This window comes from Rosenbergiella sp. YN46 (genome assembly GCF_036620675.1).
Lineage (GTDB): Bacteria > Pseudomonadota > Gammaproteobacteria > Enterobacterales > Enterobacteriaceae > Jejubacter.
Genome location: NZ_JAZHEE010000046.1, coordinates 1 through 26490, shown reverse-complemented (window position 1 = coordinate 26490; position 26490 = coordinate 1). Strand labels below are relative to the sequence as shown.

General features: G+C 57.5%; 26 protein-coding genes. 24 read left to right on the top strand and 2 right to left on the bottom strand.

The features are described 5' to 3' along the window. A partial coding sequence (locus V3W49_RS20720; protein WP_500147883.1) for a hypothetical protein occupies positions 1–94 on the top strand: 94 nt, incomplete at its 5' end. 80 nt (positions 95–174) lie between these two features. On the opposite strand, the gene V3W49_RS20715 is transcribed toward V3W49_RS20720, so the two are convergent. Next, entirely contained in the window at positions 175–1389 is a 1215-nt protein-coding gene (locus V3W49_RS20715; protein WP_500147881.1) for an MFS transporter, read from the bottom strand. A gap of 437 nt (positions 1390–1826) precedes the next feature. Here V3W49_RS20715 and V3W49_RS20710 point away from each other — a divergent pair, with 437 nt between their 5' ends. The 14 genes from V3W49_RS20710 to V3W49_RS20645 all read left to right on the top strand — a co-directional run bounded on the left by V3W49_RS20710 (position 1827) and on the right by V3W49_RS20645 (position 14987). After that, positions 1827–2138 carry a Rieske (2Fe-2S) protein gene (locus V3W49_RS20710; protein WP_500147880.1) on the top strand — a complete coding sequence of 104 codons (312 nt, stop codon included), beginning with the start codon at positions 1827–1829 and terminating at the stop codon, positions 2136–2138. Positions 2139–2270: 132 nt separating this feature from the next. Further along, positions 2271–2579 (top strand): recombinase-like helix-turn-helix domain-containing protein, encoded by a 309-nt coding sequence (locus V3W49_RS20705; RefSeq protein ID WP_500147879.1) that lies wholly within the window; start codon positions 2271–2273, stop codon positions 2577–2579. Between the two features lie 10 nt (positions 2580–2589). After that, positions 2590–3609 carry a Rieske 2Fe-2S domain-containing protein gene (locus V3W49_RS20700; RefSeq protein WP_500147878.1) on the top strand — a complete coding sequence of 340 codons (1020 nt, stop codon included), beginning with the start codon at positions 2590–2592 and terminating at the stop codon, positions 3607–3609. Then, entirely contained in the window at positions 3609–4358 is a 750-nt protein-coding gene (locus V3W49_RS20695; protein WP_500147877.1) for an SDR family oxidoreductase, read from the top strand. Before V3W49_RS20700 ends, V3W49_RS20695 begins: the two co-directional genes overlap by 1 nt. 154 nt (positions 4359–4512) lie before the next feature. Next, positions 4513–5301 carry an IclR family transcriptional regulator gene (locus tag V3W49_RS20690; protein ID WP_500147876.1) on the top strand — a complete coding sequence of 263 codons (789 nt, stop codon included), beginning with the start codon at positions 4513–4515 and terminating at the stop codon, positions 5299–5301. 89 nt (positions 5302–5390) lie between these two features. Next, entirely contained in the window at positions 5391–6317 is a 927-nt protein-coding gene (locus V3W49_RS20685) for a VOC family protein (protein WP_500147875.1), read from the top strand. Beyond that, positions 6314–7510, top strand: coding sequence for an NAD(P)/FAD-dependent oxidoreductase (locus V3W49_RS20680; RefSeq protein WP_500147874.1), 1197 nt, complete (start codon positions 6314–6316; stop codon positions 7508–7510). The genes V3W49_RS20685 and V3W49_RS20680 overlap by 4 nt, the downstream gene beginning before the upstream one ends. Before the next feature lie 33 nt (positions 7511–7543). Next, positions 7544–8803 carry an MFS transporter gene (locus tag V3W49_RS20675; RefSeq protein ID WP_500147873.1) on the top strand — a complete coding sequence of 420 codons (1260 nt, stop codon included), beginning with the start codon at positions 7544–7546 and terminating at the stop codon, positions 8801–8803. Positions 8804–8813: 10 nt separating this feature from the next. Then, a complete protein-coding gene (locus tag V3W49_RS20670; protein WP_500147872.1) occupies positions 8814–9350 on the top strand; it encodes a cupin domain-containing protein in 537 nt (178 codons plus the stop codon). A gap of 10 nt (positions 9351–9360) precedes the next feature. Further along, entirely contained in the window at positions 9361–10134 is a 774-nt protein-coding gene (locus V3W49_RS20665; protein ID WP_500147871.1) for an alpha/beta fold hydrolase, read from the top strand. Further along, the gene (locus V3W49_RS20660; RefSeq protein WP_500147870.1) at positions 10118–10912 is read left to right on the top strand and encodes an SDR family oxidoreductase; all 795 of its coding nucleotides are present in this window, start codon (positions 10118–10120) and stop codon (positions 10910–10912) included. Before V3W49_RS20665 ends, V3W49_RS20660 begins: the two co-directional genes overlap by 17 nt. A gap of 11 nt (positions 10913–10923) precedes the next feature. Next, positions 10924–11706 carry an aspartate dehydrogenase gene (locus V3W49_RS20655; protein ID WP_500147869.1) on the top strand — a complete coding sequence of 261 codons (783 nt, stop codon included), beginning with the start codon at positions 10924–10926 and terminating at the stop codon, positions 11704–11706. Between the two features lie 156 nt (positions 11707–11862). After that, positions 11863–13332 carry an aldehyde dehydrogenase gene (locus tag V3W49_RS20650; RefSeq protein WP_500147868.1) on the top strand — a complete coding sequence of 490 codons (1470 nt, stop codon included), beginning with the start codon at positions 11863–11865 and terminating at the stop codon, positions 13330–13332. 14 nt (positions 13333–13346) lie between these two features. After that, positions 13347–14987: a thiamine pyrophosphate-binding protein gene (locus tag V3W49_RS20645; protein ID WP_500147882.1), complete on the top strand. Its 1641-nt coding sequence runs from the start codon at positions 13347–13349 to the stop codon at positions 14985–14987. A gap of 127 nt (positions 14988–15114) precedes the next feature. Here the strand turns inward: V3W49_RS20645 and loiP are convergent, their stop codons facing one another. Next, positions 15115–15888 carry a metalloprotease LoiP gene (gene loiP, locus V3W49_RS20640; protein WP_500147867.1) on the bottom strand — a complete coding sequence of 258 codons (774 nt, stop codon included), beginning with the start codon at positions 15886–15888 and terminating at the stop codon, positions 15115–15117. Positions 15889–16147: 259 nt separating this feature from the next. Between loiP and tkt the strand changes: the two genes are divergently transcribed. From tkt to V3W49_RS20595, 9 genes are all read left to right on the top strand, one after another. After that, on the top strand, positions 16148–18139 hold the full coding sequence (tkt, locus tag V3W49_RS20635) for a transketolase (protein ID WP_500147866.1): 1992 nt from the start codon (positions 16148–16150) through the stop codon (positions 18137–18139). Between the two features lie 225 nt (positions 18140–18364). Then, on the top strand, positions 18365–19213 hold the full coding sequence (locus V3W49_RS20630) for a YPO3983 family protein (protein WP_500147865.1): 849 nt from the start codon (positions 18365–18367) through the stop codon (positions 19211–19213). Then, positions 19197–19658 carry a DUF943 family protein gene (locus V3W49_RS20625; RefSeq protein ID WP_500147864.1) on the top strand — a complete coding sequence of 154 codons (462 nt, stop codon included), beginning with the start codon at positions 19197–19199 and terminating at the stop codon, positions 19656–19658. Before V3W49_RS20630 ends, V3W49_RS20625 begins: the two co-directional genes overlap by 17 nt. 398 nt (positions 19659–20056) lie before the next feature. Further along, on the top strand, positions 20057–21076 hold the full coding sequence (gene epd / locus V3W49_RS20620; RefSeq protein ID WP_500147863.1) for an erythrose-4-phosphate dehydrogenase: 1020 nt from the start codon (positions 20057–20059) through the stop codon (positions 21074–21076). Between the two features lie 49 nt (positions 21077–21125). Beyond that, positions 21126–22289, top strand: a complete 1164-nt coding sequence (gene pgk / locus V3W49_RS20615; protein WP_500147862.1) for a phosphoglycerate kinase — start codon at positions 21126–21128, stop codon at positions 22287–22289. A gap of 111 nt (positions 22290–22400) precedes the next feature. After that, positions 22401–23480: a class II fructose-bisphosphate aldolase gene (fbaA, locus tag V3W49_RS20610; protein WP_500147861.1), complete on the top strand. Its 1080-nt coding sequence runs from the start codon at positions 22401–22403 to the stop codon at positions 23478–23480. A gap of 178 nt (positions 23481–23658) precedes the next feature. Beyond that, entirely contained in the window at positions 23659–24519 is an 861-nt protein-coding gene (gene mscS / locus V3W49_RS20605) for a small-conductance mechanosensitive channel MscS (protein WP_500147860.1), read from the top strand. A 144-nt stretch (positions 24520–24663) separates the two neighbouring features. Further along, positions 24664–25296, top strand: a complete 633-nt coding sequence (gene argO / locus V3W49_RS20600; protein ID WP_500147859.1) for an arginine exporter ArgO — start codon at positions 24664–24666, stop codon at positions 25294–25296. 136 nt (positions 25297–25432) lie between these two features. After that, the gene (locus V3W49_RS20595; protein ID WP_500147858.1) at positions 25433–26164 is read left to right on the top strand and encodes an oxidative stress defense protein; all 732 of its coding nucleotides are present in this window, start codon (positions 25433–25435) and stop codon (positions 26162–26164) included. Positions 26165–26490 lie beyond the last annotated feature (326 nt).

The window sequence follows — 26490 nt, the reverse complement described above, 5'->3', positions numbered from 1 at the left end:
GGAAGACGGCAGCTACGAGGTGTGGTGGTACAGCACGAAAGTGGGGGTGATCGACCTGAAGAAAAAGTCGATCACCATGGGTAAAGGATGTTAAAAAGTGTTCACCATGTCCCCGAACACCTGTCTACCATGTCCCCGGACCGTACATTGGGAGAGGGACGGGGTGAGGGAGTATTACGCCATCAGCGCCGCCTGGCGGCGCATTTTCATCATCAGCATCGTTCCTGCCGCCAGGGTAATCAACTGCGATGCGACCAGCACCGAAAAACCGGCGCTGACCGATCCCATCCAGCCCATCACCACGCCCATCAGCATAGGAATAAAGGCGGCGCACAGATTACCGATGCCGTTAATAATGCCGTAGGCGCTGCCAACCGCTTCTGACGGTGCCCGGTGTTGCACTACTACCGGAATCGCCGCTCCCTGAATTCCCCAGCAGGCATTCGCCATCAGCATCCAGAAAGCCAGCCAGCCGGGCTGGTGGCTCAGCATTAATCCGATTACCGAGCAGGCCGTGGTGGCGCCGCCGACGATAAACAGCAAAGGTGCCCGAGCCGGCGGCATTTTATCCAGCAGCACGCCGCCCAGAAATTTGGCGCCCAGACTGAGCAGAAACGGTAATGCTGCCAGCAGCCCCGTGGCCTGAAGAGAAAAATGGTGTTCGTCGCGCAGCCAGGCTGGCAGCCAGGCGCTGTTGCCCCACAGATAACTGAGCGTGGCAATCTCTACCAGTAGGATCCAACCCAACAACGGAGTGCGCCAGGCAAGCCGAAAGGTGGTACGAAAGCGCAGGTGGTTCAGGCGACGCAGAGCCGGAGGCGGCGGCAGAAAAACCCATACCAGGCCGCCGCCGATAATCAGGTTGAGTAATGCCAGAGCGTAAAAAGAGCCGTTCCAGCCCAGATGTTGCATCAGCCAGGTGATGAGCGGAAAGCCGACGGCCAGCCCCAGGGAGATACCAAGCGCGCTCACGGCGTTTGGCTTGCCCAGTTCATGAGGGGCGAAGTGATCGCTGATATAGCGGGTCTTCATAGAGAATAGCGGCCCTTCGGCCATACCGAGCAGCAGACGGGCGACCAGCAGCCCCATTAGCGATCCCAGCAATGGAGATATGGCGCAGATGATGGCCCAGACCAGAATACTGACCAGTAATCCCTGGCGGTAATGCATCTTGCTTTCCATTAGCGGCGTTAATAAAAGAGCGGAGAATCCATAGCCCAGCAGAAACAGCGTCATCAACATCCCTTGTAACAATCTGTTATCATTTAACCGAAAATGGGTGGCGAATTCGGGGTTGATAATCATCACGGAAATATTTACCCGATCCACATAAGAGATCACGATTAATAAAAGTAACGCCAGTACGCCTTGCCATCTTGCGGAAAACATTGGCATTCCCTCCTGTTGGATAGATACAGCCGCAGATTTACCTTAAACCATTGTGACAGTTTCGATGTGAAATAAAACGTTTTGATAAAATTATTTGTTTTTCAATGGATAATGGGTTTTTAGTTTCATATTTGAAACCATTTATCGCCTATGGATATTCTGTGTTTAGCGGGTTTTAATAAAAATTGTCAATGGATGTCGGAGAACCGGAAGCGTAAAAATTAAATATAACCAAGCGACATCACAAAACAGAAAATAAATCACAATTTCATATGCCATCAATTTTTCGTGATCAATTGCACACTTGCAGGATATTCCTCATCTGATTTAACAAATCCATCACATTGCCCCTTGACCTGAAAAGCGACCCTCTTATATTGGCTGTATTAAATAAGAAACAATGTTTCACATATGAAACAGCGGCCTGGAGGAGCACGATGAGCTGGATAGGCGTGTGTGATGTTGCACAAGTACAGGAAGATTTTCCCTTTAGCGGCAATGTAGAGGGGAAAGAGATTGGGGTGTATCTGGTCGATGGCGAATATTACGCGCTGGAAGACGTATGCCCCCACGCATATGCCCTGCTAAGCCAGGGATTCGTGGAAGACGGCAAAGTGGAGTGCCCCCTGCATGAAGCGGTTTTTGATGTCCGCACCGGTACCTGCTTGCACGGCCCGGGCGGGCGTAACCTGAACCGTTATCCGGTTCGGGTATTTGAAAATCAGATCCAAATAACCTTTGTGCCTTAAATAATTTGGGTTGTATCGCGGCGGCAACTGAATGCATCCCGGGAGCATAGATAACTATGTGATCGAGGTAAGAGAAGGCAGCCAACAAAGAGACAGCCCGAAGTATAACGGGCATATACCGGAGACAGTAGAATGAGTGACTCGTTGGACTTTAACCCCCAACTGCCGGAAACCCGGCAGTTCACACCACCGGCAGAGGGCGGCAATGGCGCCATTCATCAGCCGGGCCAGTATCAGAACATTATCTGGCAGACCCGCCCCCGCGTACCGGAGCCCTTTGAACTTCGGCTGATCGATGCCCTGGAACAGCTGTTCGACCAGGGCGCCGAAACCCTGGAAGCTCTGGTAGAGGGTTTGAATGCGCAGCGGATCTTCGATCACCAGGGAGAGCCCTGGAGCGAACAGAGCTTCCGGGCGTTTTTGCAGGTTAATGGTTACTGAGGGGGAAAAGATGACAACGACGGTTCGTGAATATCTGGATCAGGGGCTACGCGGCCAGTGGTATCCGGTGCTGGCAAGCTGGGAAGTGCAATCGGCGCCGGTGGGTATTACCCGGCTGGGTGAGCAGATCGTTATCTGGCGCGACAAAGACGGCCAGGTGCAGGCGCTGGAAGATCGCTGTCCGCACCGCGGCGCCCGCCTGTCGATGGGCTGGAATCTGGGCGATCGCATCGCCTGCTGGTACCACGGCGTGGAAGTGGCCGGTAACGGCGAGGTGAAAGACGTGCCTGCCGTGGATCGCTGCCCGCTGGTTGGTCAGCAATGTGTACGTAGCTATGCGGTTCAGGAGGTGCACGGCGCTATCTTCCTGTGGTTTGGCGTGACCGATGAAGAACCCGCGGAGCTGGTGTTTCCCCAGGAGCTGGCGGATACCGAAAGTTACAGCAACTTCCTGTGTACCGCGGCCTGGAAGTGCAACTATCAGTACGCGCTGGAAAACGTGATGGATCCGATGCACGGCACCTATCTGCACTCCTCTTCCCACTCGATGGCGGAAGGGGATCGCAAGGCTGATATGCAGCTACTGCCTACCGAAACCGGTTTTATCTTCGAGAAGAAAGGCCAGAGCGGCGTGAACTTCGACTGGGTGGAGTTTGGCGCCAGCGGCGCTTACTGGATGCGCCTGTCCATTCCCTATAAGAAGCGCTTCGGGCCGGGTGGCCACTTCTGGATCGTTGGCATGGTAGTGCCGGAAGACAACGACAACTGCCGGGTCTTCTTCTGGCGTATCCGCAAGGTGAAGGACTGGCAGCGCGATCTGTGGCGCTTTATGTACCGCAATCGTCTGGAAAAACTGCACTGGGAAGTGCTGGAGCAGGATCGCGTGGTGCTGGAAAGTCTGGCGCCTGACGCCCGCGATCATGAGTATCTGTATCAGCACGATGTCGGGATGTCGCGCCTGCGCCGCGTCATGCAGAAAGAGGCGACCCAGCAGATCGCCAAACGCGAAGCCCAGAAGGGGGCCGCCTGATGTCCGGGCTACTGGCGGGTAAGCGCATCGTCGTTACCGGCGCGGCGCGTGGGCTGGGGGCGGATTTTGCCGAAGGTCTGGCGCGCCAGGGCGCCCGGGTGGCGATGTGCGACATTCTCGAAGGCGAGCTGGCGGAACGCGCCCAGCGGCTTATCGCCAGCGGCTATGAGATCGAATCGTATCCCATCGATCTGGCCGATCCCGCCGCTATCGAGGCGACTTTTAGCGCCATTGGCGAGCAGGGTGCCATCGATGGTCTGGTGAATAACGCGGCGTTGGCCACCGGCGTGGGCGGTAAAGACATGATGGAGTATGACCCCGATCTCTGGGATCGGGTAATGCGGGTGAATGTGAAGGGGACCTGGCTTGCCACCCGCGCCGCCGTACCGCTGCTGCGCGAAGGGGGCAGTATCGTGAATGTGGCCTCTGATACCGCGCTGTGGGGCGCGCCGCGCCTGATGGCCTACGTCGCCAGCAAAGGGGCGGTGATCGCCATGACGCGCTCCATGGCTCGCGAACTGGGTGAACGGCGGATCCGGGTCAACGCCATCGCGCCGGGGCTGACCCGGGTAGAGGCTACCGAATACGTGCCCGCCGAACGCCATCAGCTGTATGAAAACGGACGAGCGCTGGCGGGCGCCCAGCATCCGGAAGACGTCACCGGCAGCGTGCTCTGGCTGCTTTCCGATCTCTCTGGCTTTGTGACCGGGCAACTGCTGCCGATCAACGGGGGTTTTATCTTTAACTAGGGCCTGATCCATTAGGCTATTTTATTTGCCATTTTGGACTCGGGCAGTGCTCGCCATCCCCACGTACCGCGTGTACGTTCCGTGGCTGCGCGCTTTCCGGGCCCAAACTGGCTGCAACAATAACGCCTACTGGATAGGCCCTTAAGGAATGACTATGGCGGATGCACAACCCTGTAAGTATCTGATTCCCGGTCTGGAGCGTGGTCTTCAGCTATTGCTGGCTTTCGGTGAGCAGCATCAGGATCTGACTTTTGCCGAACTGCATCGGTTGGTGGATATGCCAAAAGCCACCGCCTACCGGGTGGTGCAGACGCTGGAACATATGGGGTTTCTGGAGCGCAACGGCCGCGCCAATACCTTCCGGCTGGGGATGAATGTGCTGCGTCTGGGCTTTGAATATATTTCGTCGCTGGATGTGGCCCAGGTAGGGCAGCCAGTTATTGAACAACTGCGTGACAGCAGCCAGTGCAGCAGCCATCTGGCGATCCGCGATGGCCGGGATCTTATCTATATCGCCCGGGTGAGCGCCGCCGGGGCGCGCATCAATCAGGTGAGCGTTGGCACCCGGCTACCGGTGCACTGTACTTCGCTGGGCAGAATGCTGCTGACCGACGTTTCACGCGCCGAATTCGACGCGCTGTTTCCGGATGAGCAACTGCCGGGTAATACCCCGGGGCAGCCCCGGGAGCGCGAAGCGCTGTGGCAAATGGTGCAGGCCGATCGGGCGCGTGGTTTTGTGGTGGGGGAGTCCTTTTTCCGGCCGGGCATCTCCTCCATCGTTTACCCCATCTACGATCGCGACGCTCGGGTGGCGGCGGTGATAAGCATCATGGTGCCTTCTGATGAGGTACCCAAAAGCGACAGGGAGCGTCTGCAAAATGAAGTCAGACTGGCGGCGGATAAAATTTCCGGTTTTTTAGGATATCTGTCTAAGGCTTCATAAAATCAAATAGTTAGATAAAGGCACTTGATAGTGTCGGGACTCTTTTACGCCCGAATCCGGGCACAGAACGAATAACGAGGCGAATAACCATGAGCGTAACGGGAATTGAAAAGCTGGAGTTTGGCGTCGAAGACATGACGCGCAGCGCCGCTTTTATGCGCGATTTCGGCCTGCGTGACGACGGTTCGCAGCGCGGTTTCACGACTCTGAGCGGAGCCCGGGTAGAGCTGTACCCGCTGGATGACAGCGAACTGCCCCCGGCCTTTGAACAGGGCTCTACGCTGCGCCGTATGACCTGGGCCGTCGCCGACGACGAAGCCCTGACGGTGCTGCGCCCGCGCCTGAGCGCCCAGCCGGGATTCCGCGAAGTGGACGGCGCGCTGGAGTGCCGCGATCCCAACGGTATGACCCTGCGGGTGCAGGTGACTAAACAGCGGCCGGTAACGCTGGAGGTCGATCCTATCAACCAGTGGGGTGATATGCGCCGGGTGGATCGCCCCAGCCCGCTCTACGAACAGGCGGAGCCGATCAACATCGGCCACGTGGTGTTCTTCGTGGACGATCTGGCGGCGGTAGAGCGTTTTTACTGCGACGTACTGGGCTTTCAGGTTTCCGATCGCTATGTGGATCGCGCCGTATTCCTGCGTACCCAGGTGCGTGGCGGCCACCATAATCTGTTCCTGTTGCAGTTGCCGCATCGCGGGCGTGGTCTCAATCACGTGGCCTTTACCGTCCGTGATATTCACGAGGTGATCGGTGGTGGGCTGGCGATGAACAAGCAGCAGTGGAGCACCTTTATCGGCCCGGGTCGCCATCCTATCTCTTCGGCCTACTTCTGGTACGTCAACAGCCCTACCGGCGGCGCTTTTGAGTACTACACCAACGAAGATTACCTCACCGAAAACTGGCAGCCCCGGGAGCTGGAACATTCGCTGGTTTCCTTCACCGAATGGGCGGTAGAAGGGGGGATCGATTACGAAACCCGGCGTCAGCAGAAGAAGTCGGAGGCGGCATGACGGCGCGTATTGTCATTATCGGCGGCGGCCAGGCGGGAGGCTGGGCGGCAAAGACCCTGCGCGACGGCGGCTGGCAGGGGGAGATCTGCGTGGTGGCGCAGGAGGACCAGGATTTCTACGAACGCCCGCCGCTGTCCAAAGGGGCGCTGCTGGAAGATGCACCCGTGTTGCCGCGGCTGTTTAACGAAGAGGTACAGCAGGCGTTGGATTTGCGCTGGTATCGCCCGAAGCGCGCCGAAGCCATTCTGCGCGATGAAAAAGCGGTGGTGCTGAACGATGGCGAAAAGCTGCATTACGACCAGTTGCTGATTGCCACCGGCGGGCGGGCCAGAGTGCCAGGCGACGCCTGGCGCGCTCATCCGCATGTCTACACCCTGCGTGACTGGGAAGATGCCCGGCGTCTGAAGCAGCGTCTGGGGCAGTCTCAACGTCTGGCCGTGGTGGGCGGTGGCTGGATCGGGCTGGAGATCGCCGCCTCGGCGCGTAAATCTGGGGTGGCGGTCACGCTGTTCGAACAGCAGCAGGCGCTGTGCCAGCGTTCAGTATCGCCGCAGGTTTCCGCTGAGCTCCGGGCGCTGCATGAAGCACAGGGCGTGACGATCCGCTGCGGCTGCGGGCCGCTGGAGCTGAGCGATGACGCGGGGTTACCGGTGCTTCACTGTGACGGACGGCGTGAGCCGTTTGACGCCGTGGTGGTCGGGATCGGCGTGGATCTTAACGTCGAGCTGGCGCGGGATGCCGGTCTTGCGGTTGAGCGTGCCATCGTGGTGGATACTCAGGGGCGCACCAGCGATCCGGCGATTTTCGCCGCGGGCGATGTGGCGCAGCATCCGCGTTTCGGTCTGAGTCCCCAGTCCTGGGCCTTCGCGCAAAATCAGGCGATGGCCACCGCGAAAGCGATGCTGGATGCCGCCGCGCCCGGCTATGACGAAGAGGTGTGGCTGTGGTCGGATCAATATCAGCACAATATTCAGATCCTCGGGATCCCGCAGCCTGACACCCGTACCCTGGTACGGCACGACGCGCGCGGCCCGATCTTTTTCTCGCTGGATGCGCAGGGACGGCTGACGCAGCTGGTGGCTTTTAATGACCCCCGCACCGTCAAACTCGCCAAACGCTGGATGGCCGCCGGGCGGGATCTGTCGCAACAACCGCTGACCGATCCCGACTTTTCACTGATGTCCCTGCGTTAGGGGAAAGCCATACCCGCAAGGGGGAGTGCAAGCATGACAACCTTAGAGACAGACACCGCGCCCCGTACGGCGAGCGGTGAGGGGGAGCGCGCGTCCGAAATGCCGGTACGCTGGTCGATTCCGCTGGCCCTGCTCGCCTGCGTACTGCTGGCCTTTTTCGACAAGATAAGCATAGCGGCGCTGTTTTCCGACGATGGATTCCAGCAGGCCATGGGCATCGGTTTCGACACCACCAGACTCGGTTTGCTGATGACCGCCTTCCTGCTGAGCTATGGCTTTTCATCCATGCTGCTAAGTGGTCTGGGCGATCGCATCGCGCCGGTGCGTTTGCTGACCTGGATGATGGTGAGCTGGTGCGGACTGATGGCTATGATGGGCTTTACCCACTCCTATCACGCCATGCTGATATTGCGCATCCTGCTGGGTATTACCGAAGGGCCGCTTTTTTCGCTGGCCTTCGCCATTATTCGCCACTCGTTTCCGTCCCATTTGCAGGCGCGCGCCACCATGATGTGGCTGCTGGGCACGCCGCTCGGCGCCGCGATTGGTTTTCCGCTGTCGATTTGGCTGCTGAACCACTTCGGCTGGCAGAGCACCTTTTTCACCATGGCGATTCTGACCCTGCCGGTGCTGCTGCTGGTTCGGTTCGGGTTGCGCCACGTGCGGATGGAAGCCGGACAGAACAGAGCGAGCGCCCCCACGCCGGAGGCACGCAACGCAGCCCGCCGCGAATTGTTCGCCAGCCCGCATTTCTGGATGGTCTGCATTTTTAACATCGCTTTTATGACCTATCTGTGGGGCATCAATGGCTGGCTGCCGGGTTATCTGATTAAAGGTAAAGGGATCCATCTGGAGCATGCGGGCTGGATGTCCTCGCTGCCGTTTATCGCCATGTTGGTGGGGGAAGTGATCGGTGCCTGGCTGTCGGATCGTGTGGATAGGCGCGCCGGTGCCTGCTTTATCTCTATGGGGGGGGCTGCTGTCGGTTTGTGGCTGGTGCTGCATCTGAATACGCCGCTGGCGGTTATTGCCGCCATGAGCTTTAGCACCTTTATGTGGGGTACCGGCGCGCCCAACATCTTCGCGCTGCTGGCCAAGGCGACCCGACCGGCGGTCAGCGCCACGGCGGGCGGCGTATTTAACGGACTGGGTAACTTCGCCGGTGCGCTGTCCCCGGCGGTGATGGGGGCGCTTATCGCCTTCACCCACAGTATGGACAGTGGGCTTATCTTTCTGGTGGTGATTGCGGCGCTGGGCTGCGTGCTGTTACTGCCGTTACTGAAACGTTATTGAGGAGACGATGATGTCTGAGACCACGACCCTGGCGTCTGGCGCCACTGTTAAACCGGAAAATCTGAGCATGGAAGAGTGGGTGGAATCGCGTATCGCCCGTTTTGAAGGGCGCAAATATGACTGGAACGCCCTGAAATTCCAGGCCGATTTCGACCCGAAATACCGCCGCGCCCAGATGCGCTATATCGGCACCGGCGCCACCGGCGTCGTCAGCGATACCAACACGGTGCCTGCCGAACATTTTACCTTCTCCACCATGGTGCTGCCGTCGAAGTGCGAAGGGCCATTGCATCTGCATGACGATGTGGAGGAGGTGTTCTTTATGCTCAAGGGCACCATCACGCTGATGATTCAGGATGGTGACCAGTACTACGAAACCGTACTGCGCGAGCGCGATCTGATTTCAGTGCCGCCGGGAATTTATCGCGGCCTGCTGAATCACGGCGAGGAAGAGGCGCTGATGTGCGTGATGCTGGGCACACCGAAGCCGCATATCCCGACCTATCCGGAGGATCATCCGCTCTCCAAAGTGAAGCGCAATAAATAAGGAGTGGTTTATGACCTGCTGGCGCGAGACGGGGAGCGGTACGGCGCTGACGCTGCTGCACGGCATCAGTTCAGGCAGCCGTTCCTGGCATAAGCAGATGGCGGCGCTGAACGGCTATCGTCTGCTGGCCTGGGATATGCCGGGTTACGGCGACAGCCCAATGCCTGAAAAGGAAAAACCGATGGCGGCGGACTATGCCGACGCCCTGGCAAATATGCTGGATAAGGCGGGGGTCGGGAAAACCGTGCTGCTGGGCCATTCGCTGGGGGCGCTGGTGGCCAGCGCTTTCGCTGCCCGTTATCCCCAGCGGGTGTTACGCCTGATTCTGGCGGATCCGGCCCAGGGCTATGGTCAGGCGGCGCCCGAACAGCGCGAACTGGTCTGGCGAAAGCGCGAACAGCAGGCGGCGGATGGTATGGAAAACCTGGCCCGCACCCGGGCAGACAAGCTGCTGCGCCCCGGTGCCCGCCAGCAGGATATCGACACCGTGGCGCAAGGGATGCGCCGCCTGCGTCGGGAAGGATTTCTGGCGGCGGCCCGGATGCTGGCCGACGACGATATTCATCGCTGGTTAGGGGATTGCCGCTGCGGGCTGGAAGTGTGGTGCGGCGAACAGGACGCCATTACCCCGCCGGAGAACGCCTGGGGACTGGCCCAGCGCTGGAACGCGCCGGGGATCCCTATTCCTCAGGCGGGACATGCCAGCTATCTCGATAATGATACCTTTTTTAATCAACAGCTTATACGAGTAATGCAAGAGGCGAGCTATGAATGCACAAATTGAGGGCCGCGTAGCGGTAGTCACCGGCGGCTCCTCGGGAATCGGCTTTGAAACCCTGCGCCTGCTGCTGGGCGAGGGGGCTAAGGTGGCTTTCTGCGGTCGCGATGACGACAGGCTCGCCAGCGCGCTGGCGGCGCTTCAGGGGGAATATCCCGACGCCGAGATTCTGGCGCTGCGCTGCGACGTGCTGAAAGACGATCAGGTGAAACAGTTCGCTGCCGCAGTGGCGGAACGTTTCGGCGGCGTGGATATGCTGATCAACAACGCAGGCCAGGGCTTTGTGGCTCATTTCGCCGATACCCCGCGTGAAGCCTGGCTACATGAGGCTGAACTGAAGCTGTTTGGCGTGATTAATCCGCTCCAGGCATTTCTGCCGTGGCTGGAGCGTTCGGATATCGCTTCCGTCACCTGCGTGAATTCACTGCTGGCCCTGCAACCGGAGGAGCACATGATCGCGACCTCCGCGGCGCGGGCCGCGCTGCTCAATATGACGCTGACCCTGTCAAAGGATCTGATCGAAAAAGGGATCCGGGTCAACTCTATTCTGCTGGGCATGGTGGAGTCCGGTCAATGGCGGCGGCGCTTTGAAAATCGCACTGATAAATCCCAGAGCTGGCCACAGTGGACAGGCGAGATAGCCCGCAAGCGCGGCATTCCGATGGGGCGACTGGGAAAACCCCAGGAGCCAGCCCAGGCGCTGCTGTTCCTGGCCTCGCCGCTGGCTTCTTTTACCACCGGCGCGGCGCTGGATGTGTCCGGCGGTTTTTGCCGGCATCTGTAAGGAACACAACCATGAAAAAGGTGATGCTAATCGGTTATGGCGCGATGGCGCAGACGGTAATTGAGCGACTGCCGGAAGGCGTTGAACTGGGCTGGATTGTGGCGCGCGAGCGCCATCACGCCGCTATCCGCGCCAGGTTTCATGGGACGGTGGAAGCGCTGGCCGACGTGAACGATTGCACCGGCAGGCCAGATTTGGTGCTGGAATGCGCCAGCCAGCAGGCGGTGGCGCAATATGGCGAAGCGGTGCTGGCCCAGGGCTGGCATCTGGCGGTGATCTCCACCGGCGCGCTGGCGGATGCGGCGCTGGAACAGCGTCTGGCGGAGGCACGGCGTGCAGGCAACGGCAGGCTGACCCTGCTTGCCGGTGCGGTAGCGGGAATCGACGGGCTGGCGGCAGCGAAGGAAGGGGGCCTTGAACGGGTGACTTATCGTTCGCGTAAAAGCCCGGCCAGCTGGCGCGGCAGTTATGCGGAAAAGCTGATCGACCTGGATTCGGTCAACGAAGCACAGATCTTCTTTGAAGGCAGCGCCCGCGAAGCGGCCCGGCTGTTCCCGGCCAACGCGAATGTGGCGGCCACCGTCGCCCTGGGCGGCGTGGGTATGGATGAAACCCGGGTTCAACTGATGGTGGATCCGCAAACCACCCGTAACACCCATACCCTGCACGCAGCCGGGGGATTTGGTGAGTTCAGCCTGGAACTGAGCGGGTGGCCACTGGCCAGTAATCCCAAAACCTCGACCCTGGCGGCGCTGAGCGCGGTACGCGCCTGTCGGGAACTGGCGCAACAGTAAGGCCCATCCCATTAGGGCTATTTTATTTGCCATTTTGGCCCTGGGGAGTGCCCGGAATCCTCACGTACTACATGTACGTTCCGGTTCCTGTGCGCTGTCCGTGTCCAAACTGGCCGCAACAATAACGCCTACCGGGATAGGCTTTAAGGAGTAACCATGGAATCTCTGGATATTTTTGTTGGCGGAGAGTGGCGACGCGGAGGTGGCAATTTGATGAAAAGCCTCTTCCCGGCGGACGGTTCCGTCAATGCTGAACTTAATGCGGCAGATCTGGCCGATCTGGAAACGGCGGTAGAGCGAGGCGAGGCGGCGTGGCGAGATTCTGCATGGCGCAACAGCCTGCCGCATCAGCGGGCGCGGATTTTGTCCCGGGTGGCGGAGATTATCGAATCGCGGGTGGACGAGTTAGCGGAACTTCAGACCCGGGATAACGGCAAACCCCTGGCGGAAACCCGCGGTCTGGTGATGAGCGCGGCGGGGACGGCCCGTTACTTCGCTGCCGCCTGCGAACTGCTGGAAGGGGAATTGCCGACGCCGCGCATTCCCGATGTGATGACCCTGAGCCACTATGAGCCGCTGGGCGTGGTGGCGGCGATCACCCCCTGGAACTCGCCGATCGCCAGTGAAATGCAGAAGGTGGCGCCGGCCATCGCCGCCGGTAACGCGGTGATCCTTAAACCTGCCGAGGCGACGCCGCTGATGGCGCTGGAGCTGGCGAAGATCTTCGAACAGGCCGGACTGCCCGCCGGGCTGCTCAGCGTACTGCCGGGGAAAGGATCGATAATCGGCGATGCGCTGGCCCGTCACCCGAAGGTGCGCAAAATCTCGTTTACCGGCGGTACTTCCACCGGGCGTCATCTGGCCCATGTGGCAGCGGAAAAGCTGATCCCTACCTCGCTGGAGCTGGGGGGCAAGTCGCCGACCATCGTACTGGAAGATGCCGATATCGAGCAGGCCGCGCGCGGTATCTGCTACGGCATTTTCAGTTCCGGCGGTCAGGCCTGTATCGCAGGCGCTCGCCTTTTTGTGCACAGCCGCGTTTATCAGCCGCTGATGACCCGGCTGCTGGAACTGACTCGCGGTTTGCGAATTGGTCATCCGCTGACGCCGGGCACCCATATCGGCCCGCTGATTAGCCCGCAGCATCGCGACAAAGTGATGAGCTACGTTCAGATGGCCCGTGACGAAGGGGGCGAAGTGCTGTGCGGTGGCGAGATCCCGGCCGATCCTCAACTGGCGGCTGGTAACTGGTTCCAGCCCACCATTATCGAAGGACTGGAGAATACGGCTCAGGTCTGCCAGGAAGAGATTTTTGGGCCGGTGCTGGTGGCGATGGCCTTTGACGACGAGCAGCAGCTGATTGCCGAGGCCAATGATTCGGTCTACGGCCTGGCGGCGGGAATCTGGACCCGGGATACCGGGCGGGCGCTGCGGCTGGCGCAGGCGCTTGAAGCCGGCACTATCTGGATTAACACCTACAAGGTTTTCTCTATTTCCACGCCGTTTGGCGGCTTTAAAGAGAGCGGTTTGGGCCGCGAGAAGGGCATTCAGGGGCTGAAAGCCTGGATGCAGCAAAAGAGCATCTATCTGGCGACCGGTAACGGCGTTAACCACTGGTGCGACTAACAAAAGGGCTGATGATGAGCGAAATGATTACCGTGGGCGAAGCCGTCGCCCGTACCCTCGAACTGTACGGCGTCGACACCCTGTATGGCGTGATCTCTATTCATAACCTGCCGGTGGCCGATGCCATCGGGCAGCGCGGCAACATCCGCTTCGTTCCTTCCCGCGGGGAGGCCGGCGCGGTCACTATGGCTGATGCGCACGGACGTTTTTCCGGCCTGGGCGTGGCGTTAACCAGCACCGGCGCCGGAGCGGGCAATGCGGTGGGGGCGCTGGTAGAGGCTATGAACGCCAGTACGCCGCTGTTGCACCTGACAGGCCAGGTGGAAAAGGCCTGGCTGGATGCCGATACCGGCTTTATTCATGAAACCCGCGATCAAATGGGCTATCTGCGGGCCAGCTCGAAGCGCGCTTACCGGGTATCCAACGCCAACCAGGCGGTGGCCATTGTGCAGCGGGCAATTCAGGAGGCCCAGACGCCGCCCTGCGGGCCGGTTTCTGTCGAGATCCCTATCGATATTCAGGGCAGCAAAATTCCGGCGGCGCTGGTGACTGGCCCGGCGGCGCCGCTGAGCGCTCAGGCACCGGACGCGGAAAGCGTAGAACGTTTGTGGCAGCGCCTGCGTCAGGCGAAGCAGCCGCTGCTGTGGCTGGGGGGCGGCGCGCTGGAATGCGGCGAGGCGGTGGCCCGCCTGGCGGACGCCGGGGTGACGGTAATCTCCAGCACTCACGGACGCGGCATTCTGCCGGACAGCCATCCGCGTAGCCTGCGGGCGTTCCATAACTCGCCGTCGGTGGAGGCGTTACTGGCTCAGTGCGATATGACGCTGGTGGTAGGATCGCGTTTGCGCAGCAATGAAACCCGCTCCTGGACCCTGAATCTGCCTGAACCCCGGGTTCAGATCGATATCGATCCGGCTGCCGCCAGCCGGAACTATCTGATGGATGAAACCCTGGTGGCGGACAGCGCGCCGCTGCTGGCGGCGCTGGCTGAAAAAGCGCAGGGCCGGATATGGGGCGATGCGCAATGGGACGCGCAGATCCGCGATGCGCTAAGCCAGGCGGTAGCAGGGTTGCGCGAGCAGTGCGGCCCCTATGCCTCGCTGAATGACGCCATTGAACAGGCGCTGCCTGCCGACGGCATTCTGGTTCGCGATATTACGGTTTCCGGCAGCCTGTGGGGCAGCCGGCTGTTTCGCGCCAATGGCCCGCTGGGCAATATCCATTCGCTGGCGGGCGCCATCGGTATGGGGCTGCCGATGGCGGTAGGCACCGCGCTGGCCAACCCGCAACGCAAGGTGGTGGGGCTGGTGGGAGACGGCGGCCTGAGCCTGAATCTGGGCGAGATGGCGACCCTGGCGCAGGAAAAAGCCAACGTGACGCTGCTTATCATGAATGATGGCGGCTACGGCGTGATGCGCGGCATTCAGGATAAATACTTTGGCGGTCGCCAGTATTATAACGAACTGCATACGCCGGATTTCACCGCGCTGGCGCAGGCGATGGGGCTTCAGGCCTGGTCGGTAGAGCGCGAGCAGGACTTCCAGGCGGTGCTGGCGGAAGCGCTGGCAATGCCTGGCCCGTCGGTGGTGGAGGTGCGTATGGGCGCGATTGGCCCGCTGCGTTTCGCCGGGCCGCCGCAAAAGACATTGTATTGAGTTACCGGGGCCGCATTGCGGCCCTTTTTATTTTAATACGGCGCGCATTTTGTTTTTCCCGGTCATCCCACCTTTGCCGGACGTTACTTTTCGTCCCCGTTAGGGCGAGGGCTTAAGCGCGCAAGGCTTATTTTGCCGGCGGCGTCAGACCGTCGGCGCGCATCCGCTCGCGGATGTGCTGGGCGCGCTCTTCCGATCCCGGATGATCGTCAAACATGGAACTGCTGCGACCCTGCTCCATTTTGGCCAGTTTTTCGAAGCTGGTAACCAGTCCGGAAGGGTTGATGCCCCGCTTGCGTAGCAGATCGTAGGAGTAGTCGTCGGCTTCTGATTCCTGGCGTCGTGAAAACTGCGCGTTAACCAGCTGGCTGCCCAGAGCGCCCAGTTCCGACTGGGAGAGGCTACCCAGAATTCCCCCGGCTGAGGCGGCGATCGCCCTCAGGGTATTGGTGCCCATCGCCACCTGAATTCCTTTTTTCACATGGCCGAGCGCCACGTGGCCCATTTCGTGGCCGACAACCGCTTCCACCTCGTTATCGTTCATCATGTCCATCAGCCCGCTGTAGACGCGAATACAGCCGTTCGCCATGGCAAAGGCGTTGACCTCTTTGGACTGATAGACCTTATAGTTGGTCTTCACGCCGTTAATATCGCTCCCCAGGGCGCTGGCAATTTTGTTCAGGCGTTGACTGTATTCACTGTTGGCTGGCGCGATAGTCGATTTGCCGTCCATTTCCGTACAGGCTTTGTCGCTTAACGCGATGACCTGCTCATCACTCACCGGAAACAGGTTTAGAATACCGGAATCAGAGGAGCCTGAACCGCCGGAATCCAGAGCCTGGCAGCCGCTCAGTAGCGCTGCCGCGGCAGCAATGCCCAACAGTACTGGACGCATTTTCATGTGTTAACTTCCATTTTAAAAAGGTGACGAAGAAATCTGAAAAGCGGCGACGGTGATGTCAGACGCCAGCCAGGCCTGAGTATAAATAAGATACTGTGTCGTGGGCGAGTCGCCGCCTGTTTTTTGTTACGCGTTCCGGATATTTCCTGGTCGGCAAAAGGATGCTCCATGTACATGACCAGCGGCTTGCGGTACATTGTTGATAACATTTTTGTTCAAATCTAAGGCGTAGCCTGTAACCATCCGATCTGGAGTCAAAATGTCTTCTCGTAAAGAGCTTGCCAATGCCATTCGTGCGCTCAGCATGGACGCCGTTCAAAAAGCCAAATCCGGTCACCCGGGTGCCCCTATGGGGATGGCGGATATCGCAGAAGTTCTGTGGCGCGATTACATGAATCACAATCCGACCAACCCGCACTGGGCCGATCGCGACCGCTTTGTGCTCTCTAACGGGCATGGTTCCATGCTGATTTACAGCCTGCTGCATCTTACCGGCTACGATCTGCCGATGTCCGAGCTGCAGAACTTCCGTCAGCTGCATTCGAAAACGCCGGGCCACCCGGAAGTGGGTTACACGCCGGGCGTTGAAACCACGACCGGGCCGCTGGGGCAGGGCATTGCCAACGCGGTAGGTATGGCTATCGCCGAAAAAACGCTGGCGGCGCAGTTTAACCGCCCCGGTCATGACATCGTTGACCATCATACTTATGCCTTCCTTGGCGACGGCTGCATGATGGAAGGGATCTCCCACGAAGTCTGCTCCCTGGCGGGCACTCTGAAGCTGGGTAAACTGGTCGCTTTCTACGACGATAACGGCATCTCTATCGATGGCGAAGTCGATGGCTGGTTCACCGATGATACCGCGAAGCGCTTTGAAGCTTACGGCTGGCACGTGGTACGCGGCGTTGACGGCCATAATGCCGACGCGATCAAAGCCGCTATTGAAGAAGCGCGCAGCGTGACCGATAAGCCGTCTCTGCTGATGTGCAAAACCGTGATTGGTTTCGGTTCGCCGAACAAGGCCGGTACCCATGACTCCCATGGCGCGCCGCTGGGTGATGCTGAAGTTGCCGCTACCCGCGAGGCGTTGGGCTGGAAATACGAGCCTTTTGTGATCCCTCAGGATATCTACGCCCAGTGGGACGCTAAAGAAGCAGGCCAGGCGAAAGAGAATGCCTGGAATGAGAAATTCGCCGCTTACGCCAAAGCCTTCCCGCAGGAAGCCGCAGAGTTTACCCGTCGTATGAAGGGGGAAATGCCGGCTGACTTCGCGGAAAAAGCGCAGTCCTTCGTTGAAAAACTGCAGGCGGAACCGGCGAAAATCGCCAGCCGTAAGGCTTCCCAGAACGCGATCGAAGCCTTTGGCCCGTGGCTGCCTGAATTCCTGGGCGGCTCCGCCGACCTGGCGCCGTCTAACCTGACGCTGTGGTCCGGCTCTAAAGCGCTGAATGAAGATCCGGCGGGCAACTACATCCACTATGGCGTGCGTGAATTCGGTATGACCGCTATCGCTAACGGCATCGCGCTGCACGGCGGCTTCCTGCCGTACACCTCTACCTTCCTGATGTTCGTTGAATATGCCCGTAACGCGGTGCGTATGGCGGCGCTGATGAAGCAGCGCCACGTGATGGTGTACACCCATGACTCTATCGGTCTGGGCGAAGACGGCCCGACTCACCAGCCGGTTGAGCAGCTTTCTTCCCTGCGCCTGACCCCGAACATGAGCACCTGGCGCCCCTGTGACCAGGTGGAATCCGCCATCGCCTGGAAATATGGCGTTGAGCGTCACGATGGCCCGACCGCGTTGATCCTCTCTCGTCAGAACCTGGCGCAGCAAGAGCGCAGCGCTCAGCAGCTGGCAGATGTCGCGCGCGGCGGTTACGTGCTGAAAGATTGTGAAGGGCAGCCGCAGCTGATTCTGATCGCCACCGGTTCTGAAGTCGAACTGGCCGTTGCCGCCTGGGATCGCCTGACGGCGGAAGGGGTGAAAGCGCGCGTGGTTTCCATGCCCTCCACCGACGCCTTCGACAAGCAGGATGCCGCCTATCGCGAATCGGTACTGCCGAAAGCCGTCAGCGCCCGCGTGGCTATCGAAGCCGGCATTGCCGATTACTGGTTCAAATATGTGGGCCTGAACGGCGATATCGTGGGAATGACCACCTTTGGTGAATCAGCCCCGGCCGAGAAGCTGTTCGAAGAGTTCGGCTTTACCGTGGACAACGTGGTTAACAAAGCGAAAGCGCTGCTGTAATTGCCGTACCCGCCATTGTGAAAAAGATGAATGCCAGCCACCTGAAAGTGGCTGGCATTGTTATATGTCGCCGCGCGATACCTCTGGCTTGCATGTCTGGCGATGGTCTACGCCGACGTCTGGACTGAAATCTGAATCTATGCCGGAAAAATGCCCCTGCGTTTACTCATTATATGGTGTGCCTTATGATGCAGGCATCATGGATGATACGAGGAGCGTACCTTTATGTCGGCACTCCGGTTTCCCCGCACAATCTTCGAAACTCAGAAAAGAATGGACGACTACGGCGCCTGCGATATGCGCTGTGGAGACTTGTCGGAGGAACAGCTAAAAGCGCAATTTCATCTGCTGGATGTCTCCGCCCGGATAAACCCTTACACGCTGGCGAAAATCACCCCATTCAACCAGCCGCAATCCCGGTTTTATGGCGCCCGGGGCGAGGGCGCAAAGCTCACCCGTCAGGCGTGTGCCGCTATTCTGTTTGACGAGTTTCGCCACCTCTCCCGCACTTTTGCCCTTTATGGCCCATATAAATCGCTGGCAGAGAAAATGATTACCCATATGCAGAAAGGCAATGGCGCCCCCTTCAGGCATATGCTACTGGACAGAGCGTTGCTGGAACATATCGTCAGAGATAATACCGAAAACAGTACGCGGGCTTTGTTAAGCAGGGCGTTCGGTAAATTTATAGACTGGCGAAGTAACAATTACCCGGAAAAAGCAAAAGAAGAGTTACGCAACGCTATACTTGAGGGTAAACTACCTAAATTCGATCGATTTCAGGATAATTTTAACGGAATGGGGATTAGCGTTCACGATATCTGGGCAACCCATATTACGGTTAAGTCTTTACAGATTCAGGACGACTGCTACCGGGCGATTGTTCACTATAAGGTACAGGACCATTTTGGTCTGGACAGCAGTGATATCTTAAAGGTGAAATTTAATCAGTTCCGTTTGTTTCGTATCTGGTTTGTGCTCCAGAGATACTGCCGCTTTGGCTTTAAGCCTTTTATGACCAATATGGAAGCAACAATAGAAATAACCGGAGAGCGTAATGAAAATAAAAAGTAAAAAAGCAGGTCTGGTACTTCTGCTGGCTGGCGGTATTCTGGCGGGATACGGTTTCTGGCTATCGCTGCGTCCAGTGGACATTGTTGCAGTTCATGAGAATGATAATCACAGCTATGTATTAGTAAAAAGCTTCCCTTTTACCGATAAAGGAAAAATAAACTGGTGGCTGAATAATAAAGACAGGTTAAAGGATAAATATAAAATCCCCAGGCCGTCGTCCTCCGGACATTTTACCGTTGTTTTCTGGGATTTTGGTGATGGTTATAAAGAAGATGATAAATATGACCGACTGTGCTTTAACGATATGAAGACAAATATAAACTGCATTGATAAAGAAAAATTTTTCACTGTATGGGGAGATAAAGGTGAAATATCATTTGGTGTCTATGATGGGATATATTATATGCAGAAAAATGGTGAGATGGTAAAAACAAAATATAAATAAGCTTTGGTTTTCTGATGTTACCCTATTCTTTTCCGAAGGCGAATAATGATGAGAAACTCGCCTGGAGGAGTGCGTCAGACGCTGCTTCTGACGGCCATTGACCGTTGCTTGCTTTCACGTGACCGAAACGACCACGTGTCGCCACAATTCCCTTCGATGGGCTTTTTACCCTGCATTTTGTGACGTACATCAAGTTATTTTCCCGGTAGCGCACGCAGAGCGTTCCTTTTCACCGCCGTTTCGCTTATTCTGGCTGAAGCGTTTCAGTTGTTTCGTTTCAGTAGAAAAAATGCTCGACAAACGACCAAACAGTCACCTTTTAAGCATGCAAAGATTCCTTAAGACACCACGCTGGATTACTCTGTCAGCCGTTTTGGTGGGAATCTGGCAGGAGAGATATGACCGTACGCATCGCGATTAATGGCTTTGGCCGCATCGGACGCAATGTGGTTCGCGCCCTCTATGAATCCGGGCGCCGCGCGGAAATTGCCGTTGTGGCGATTAACGAACTGGCGGACTCCGCCGGGATGGCGCATCTGCTTAAGTATGACACCAGCCATGGGCGTTTCGGATGGGATGTGCGTCAGGAGCGTGACCAATTGTGGATAGGCGATGACGTGGTGCGCCTGCTGCACCTGAGCGATCCTGCACAACTGCCCTGGCGTGAGCTGGGCATCGATGTGGTGCTGGACTGTACCGGCGTGTACGGCAGCAGGGCGGACGCCGAGCGGCATCTTGCGGCGGGTGCGAAGAAGGTGCTGTTCTCCCATCCCGGGGGCAACGATCTGGACGCTACCGTGGTTTACGGGGTGAATCATCAGGCGCTCAGGGCGGAAGATCGTATGGTGTCCAATGCCTCCTGCACCACCAACTGCATTATCCCGGTGATTAAGCTACTGGAAGATGCCTGGGGAATCGAGTCCGGCACGGTGACCACGATTCACTCCGCAATGCATGACCAGCAGGTCATTGACGCTTATCACCCGGATCTGCGGCGTACCCGGGCGGCGAGCCAGTCGATCATTCCGGTTGATACCCGGCTGGCGGCGGGCATAACCCGCATCTTTCCGCAGTTCTGCGACCGCTTCGAAGCGATCGCGGTCAGGGTACCGACCATCAACGTTACCGCCATTGATTTGAGCGTTACGCTGCGCCAGGCGGTCACGGTTGAGCAGGTTAACCTGCTGCTGCAAAAAGCGGCACAGGGGGTATTTCATGGTATAGTTGACTATACGGAATTACCGTTGGTCTCGACAGATTTTAACCACGATCCGCATAGCGCCATCGTCGATGGCACTCAGACGCGGGTCAGCGGTGGGCACCTGGTCAAAACCCTGGTCTGGTGCGACAACGAATGGGGCTTCGCTAACCGAATGCTGGACACGACGTTAGCGATGGCCGCCACTGGTTTCAGGTAAGGCGCGGTTTGCGCCTGCAAAACTTTAAGAATCAACGAGAGGATTCACCATGTCTGTAATTAAGATGACCGATCTGGATCTGGCTGGTAAACGCGTGCTAATCCGTGCGGATCTGAACGTGCCGGTTAAAGATGGTAAAGTGACAAGCGATGCCCGTATCCGCGCTTCCCTACCTACCATCGAACTGGCCCTGAAGCAGGGCGCAAAAGTGATGGTCACTTCCCACCTGGGCCGCCCGACCGAAGGCGAGTACAACGAAGAATTCTCTCTGCTGCCGGTAGTTAACTACCTGAAAGACAAGCTCTCTAACCCGGTTCGTCTGGCAAAAGACTACCTGGACGGCGTTGAAGTCGACGCAGGCGAGCTGGTGGTTCTGGAAAACGTCCGCTTCAACAAGGGCGAAAAGAAAGACGACGAAACCCTGTCTAAGAAATACGCCGCGCTGTGCGACGTGTTCGTGATGGACGCTTTTGGCACCGCGCACCGCGCTCAGGCTTCCACCCATGGTGTTGGCAAGTTTGCCGATGTTGCCTGCGCTGGCCCGCTGCTGGCCGCTGAACTGGACGCGCTGGGTAAAGCGCTGAAAGAGCCGGCCCGCCCAATGGTCGCTATCGTTGGCGGTTCTAAAGTTTCCACCAAACTGACCGTTCTGGACTCGCTGTCTAAAATCGCTGATCAGCTGATCGTTGGCGGCGGTATCGCTAACACCTTCGTTGCCGCGCAGGGCCACAATGTGGGTAAATCCCTGTACGAAGCGGATCTGGTGGATGAAGCCAAACGTCTGCTGAGCACCTGCGACATCCCGGTTCCGACCGACGTGCGCGTAGCGACCGAGTTTTCTGAATCTGCGAGCGCCACTCTGAAGCCCGTTACCGACGTTAAAGAAGACGAGCAGATCCTGGATATCGGCGACGTTTCCGCTGAGAAACTGGCAGAAATCCTGAAAAACGCTAAAACCATTCTGTGGAATGGCCCGGTTGGCGTATTCGAATTCCCGAACTTCCGCAAAGGCACCGAGATCGTTGCCAACGCTATCGCCGACAGTGAAGGTTTCTCCATCGCTGGCGGCGGCGATACTCTGGCCGCCATCGATCTGTTCGGCATTGCCGATAAGATCTCCTATATCTCTACTGGCGGCGGCGCGTTCCTGGAGTTCGTGGAAGGCAAGGTACTGCCAGCAGTAGCCATGCTCGAAGAGCGAGCTAAGCAGTAATGCATCTTCAGGCGGGGGAATCCCGCCTGTTTTTCAATGACATCCAGGCCGATTTTACGTTGAGTGAAAGACGCCGGATGAAAAGGCCGAGAAGATACAGGACAACGTAACATGTCAAAAATTTTTGATTTCGTAAAACCTGGCGTGATCACTGGCGATGACGTACAGAAGGTGTTCCAGGTAGCAAAAGAGAACAATTTTGCGCTGCCGGCAGTCAACTGCGTGGGTACTGACTCTATCAATGCCGTGCTGGAAACCGCAGCGAAAGTAAAATCGCCGGTAATCGTACAGTTCTCTAACGGCGGCGCGGCTTTTATCGCTGGTAAAGGCATCAAAACCGACGTTCCTCAGGGCGCTGCGATCCTGGGTGCTATCTCTGGCGCGCATCATGTCCATCAGATGGCCGAACACTACGGCGTGCCGGTTATCCTGCACACCGATCACTGTGCCAAGAAACTGCTGCCGTGGATCGACGGTCTGCTGGACGCTGGCGAGAAGCATTTTGCCGCGACCGGTAAACCGCTGTTCTCTTCTCATATGATCGACCTGTCTGAAGAGTCTCTGGAAGAGAACATCGAGATCTGCTCTAAGTATCTGGAGCGCATGTCCAAAATGGGCATGACCCTGGAGATCGAACTGGGCTGCACTGGTGGTGAAGAAGATGGCGTGGACAACAGCCATATGGATGAATCCGCGCTGTACACCCAGCCGGAAGACGTGGACTACGCGTACACCAAACTTAACGCCATCAGCCCGCGTTTCACCATCGCCGCTTCTTTCGGCAACGTGCACGGCGTGTACAAGCCGGGTAATGTTAAACTGACTCCGACCATCCTGCGCGACTCTCAGAAATACGTTTCTGAAAAACATGGTCTGCCGCATAACAGCCTGAACTTCGTGTTCCACGGCGGTTCCGGCTCTACGGCTGAAGAGATAAAAGAGTCCGTAAGCTACGGCGTTATCAAAATGAACATCGATACCGACACCCAGTGGGCAACCTGGGAAGGTATCCTGAACTACTACAAAGAAAACGAAGCGTATCTGCAGGGCCAACTGGGCAACCCGAAAGGTGCAGATCAGCCGAACAAGAAGTACTACGATCCGCGCGTATGGCTGCGCGCCGGCCAGCAGTCCATGGTGACTCGCCTGGAAAAAGCCTTTAAAGAACTGAACGCTATCGACGTACTGTAAGTTCGCGCGTAACGTACAGTTGACGGGGCCCGCCGCAAGCGGGCCCTTTTCTGTTTTATCTCCCCCTTGCCGTTGCATGCTTCTCTCCTGGTATAATCCCCGCCCTTTGCTTACCCTTTAATGGGGGTTGCTTCGGGCGACGCGAGTTTTGAACCATAACGATATTAAGGATTTATGGATGGAAGACATTAACGTAGTTGGCGGCATTGAACGCGCCGGTAATTGGGTTGTGCGCAACCAGGCGCTGCTAATTAGCTATGCGGTGAACATTGCCGCTGCCATCGCGATTATCGTCATTGGCTTTATAGTGGCGCGTATTGTGTCTAATACTGCGAATAAGATGATGACGGCGCGCAAGATAGATACTACCGTTGCGGATTTTCTCTCTGCGCTGGTACGTTACGGGATTATCGCCTTTACGCTTATCGCAGCACTGGGCCGAATTGGTGTCCAGACCGCTTCGGTGATTGCGGTGCTCGGTGCCGCCGGCCTGGCGGTTGGTCTGGCGTTGCAGGGGTCGCTTTCTAACCTGGCGGCAGGCGTGCTGCTGGTTACGTTCCGCCCTTTCCGTACCGGTGAGTTCGTGGACATCAGCGGCCAGTCCGGTACCGTGCTGAATGTACAGATATTCTCGACCACCATCCGTACCCTGGACGGTAAAATTGTGGTGATTCCGAACGGCAATATTATCAGCGGTAATATCGTGAACTATTCACGCGAACCGGTGCGTCGTAACGAATTTATTATCGGCGTTTCTTACGATGCCGATATCGACGAGGTAAAACGCCTGCTCAATGAGATAATCCAGGCTGACGATCGTATGCTGAAAGATCACGATATTGTGGTGCGTCTGAATGAACTGGGCGCCTCTTCGGTCAACTTTATCGTGCGTGCCTGGAGCCGTAGCAGCGAGCTGATGCCCGTTTACTGGGACTTCCTGGAAAACGTGAAGCGTACCTTTGACGCTAACGGAATCAGCTTCCCTTACCCGCAGATGGATGTTCACCTGAATCAGGTGAAACCAGCGGAAAAAGCGTAACATTGATGGCCGGCCGGTGTGCCGGCCTTTTTTATGGTTCTTATTATTAGCCTTGCTTATCGTTGATTAATATTATCCATTTCCGCTAATAATTATGCGGTATTACACTCTGCCGACAATGACGAAGAGTGGAGCGGTAGAGTTATGTTATCCTGGTATTTTCAAGGGCTTATGTTAGGCGCAGCGATGATCTTGCCTCTGGGGCCGCAAAACGCGCTGGTGCTGAATCAGGGGGTTCGCCGCCAGTATCATCTGATGGTGGCGGCGCTGTGCGCGTTAAGCGATTTGGTACTGATTGGCGCCGGTATTTTTGGCGGCAGCGCGCTGCTGTCTCAGTCATCCTGGTTAATGCTGCTGGTGACATGGGGCGGCGTGGGCTTCCTGTTCTGGTACGGTTGGGGCGCTTTCAGGGCCGTCATAAGCCAGGATGCGGCGCTGACCAACGATGAGATACGCAAGCAGGGAAGGCTGCGGATTATCCTTAGTATGCTGGCGGTAACCTGGCTTAATCCCCACGTTTATCTGGATACGTTCGTGGTTCTGGGCAGCCTTGGCAGCCAGCTGGAAGCGGTACCGAAGCGCTGGTTCGCTATCGGGACTATCAGCGCTTCTTTTCTGTGGTTCTTCGGCCTGGCGATGATGGCTGGCATGTTGGCGCCCCGGCTGCGTACCGCGCTTGCCCAGCGTATTATCAACGCTGTTGTGGCCCTGGTCATGGTCATTATTGGTTTGCGTCTGGCGGGAGAAGGGATAACGCTATTAAAAACGCTGTTATAATATCCGCGACGGATGTCGATAAACTACACTAAAGGTCGGATATCGTGATTTTTCAGGCGAAAAGCACTTGCAAGGCGGCGGCGATTTCGGCTGAATGGCTGGCATCATTTGTGGAATGAGGCACGGAGGAATGACAGTGAAGTTTAAAGTATTAGCATTAGCGGCTGTATTAGGGCTGAGCGGCGTTGCCGCGCAGGCAAATGAGTTGCCGAACGGGCCGCATATCGTGACCTCTGGCACTGCCAGCGTTGATGCCGTTCCCGATATCGCTACGCTGAATATCGAGGTGAGCGTGTCATCGAAAGAGGCCGCTACCGCCAAGAAGCAGGCTGACGATCGCGTCGCGCAGTATCTGGGCTTCCTGCAGAAGAACGGCGTAGAGAAAAAAGATATCAGCTCCGCAAACCTGCGTACCCAGCCGGAATACGACTATCTGAAGGACGGTAAGTCTCAGCTTAAAGGCTATCGTGCCGTACGTTCGGTTGAAGTGACGCTGCGTCAGCTGGACAAGCTGAACGATCTGCTGGATGGCGCGCTGAAGGCAGGGCTGAATGAAATTCGTTCGGTTTCCCTGGGGGTAGCGCATCCGGAAGAGTACAAAGAAAAAGCGCGTAAAGCGGCAATTGACGATGCCGTACGTCAGGCCCGCAGCCTGGCGCAGGGATTTGAGAGCAAGCTTGGCCCGGTCTACAGCGTTCGCTACCATGTGGCTAACTATCGCCCGACGCCGATGGTGCGGATGATGAAGGCTGAAGCGGCGCCGCCGGTATCGGCTCAGGAAACCTACGATCAGCAGACCATTCAGTTTGACGATCAGGTGGATGTGGTATTCCAGCTGCAGCCGCAGAGCGGGGCGCAGCAGCAGTAGTTATCCCCCTCACCCTTACCCTCTCCCCAATGGGGAGAGGGGACAAACCCGGCACCTCCAACTGCTATCCCGCCCGAATGTAAGAGGGGCAAACCCGGCACCTCCAACTGTAATCCTGCTTGTGTGGAGAGGGGGCAAGCCAGGCAACTATTCCGCGAGTGGAGAGAGGATAAACCCGGCTCCAGCGGCTATGTCGCCTGAATGGAAGTGGGGATAAACCTGGCTCCAGCCTGCCCCCTCTCCCTTGCAGGGTGTACGGTCCGGGGACATAGTGAACACTTGTTCGGGGACATGGTAGACACTTACAACCAAGGCATAAGAGCCCG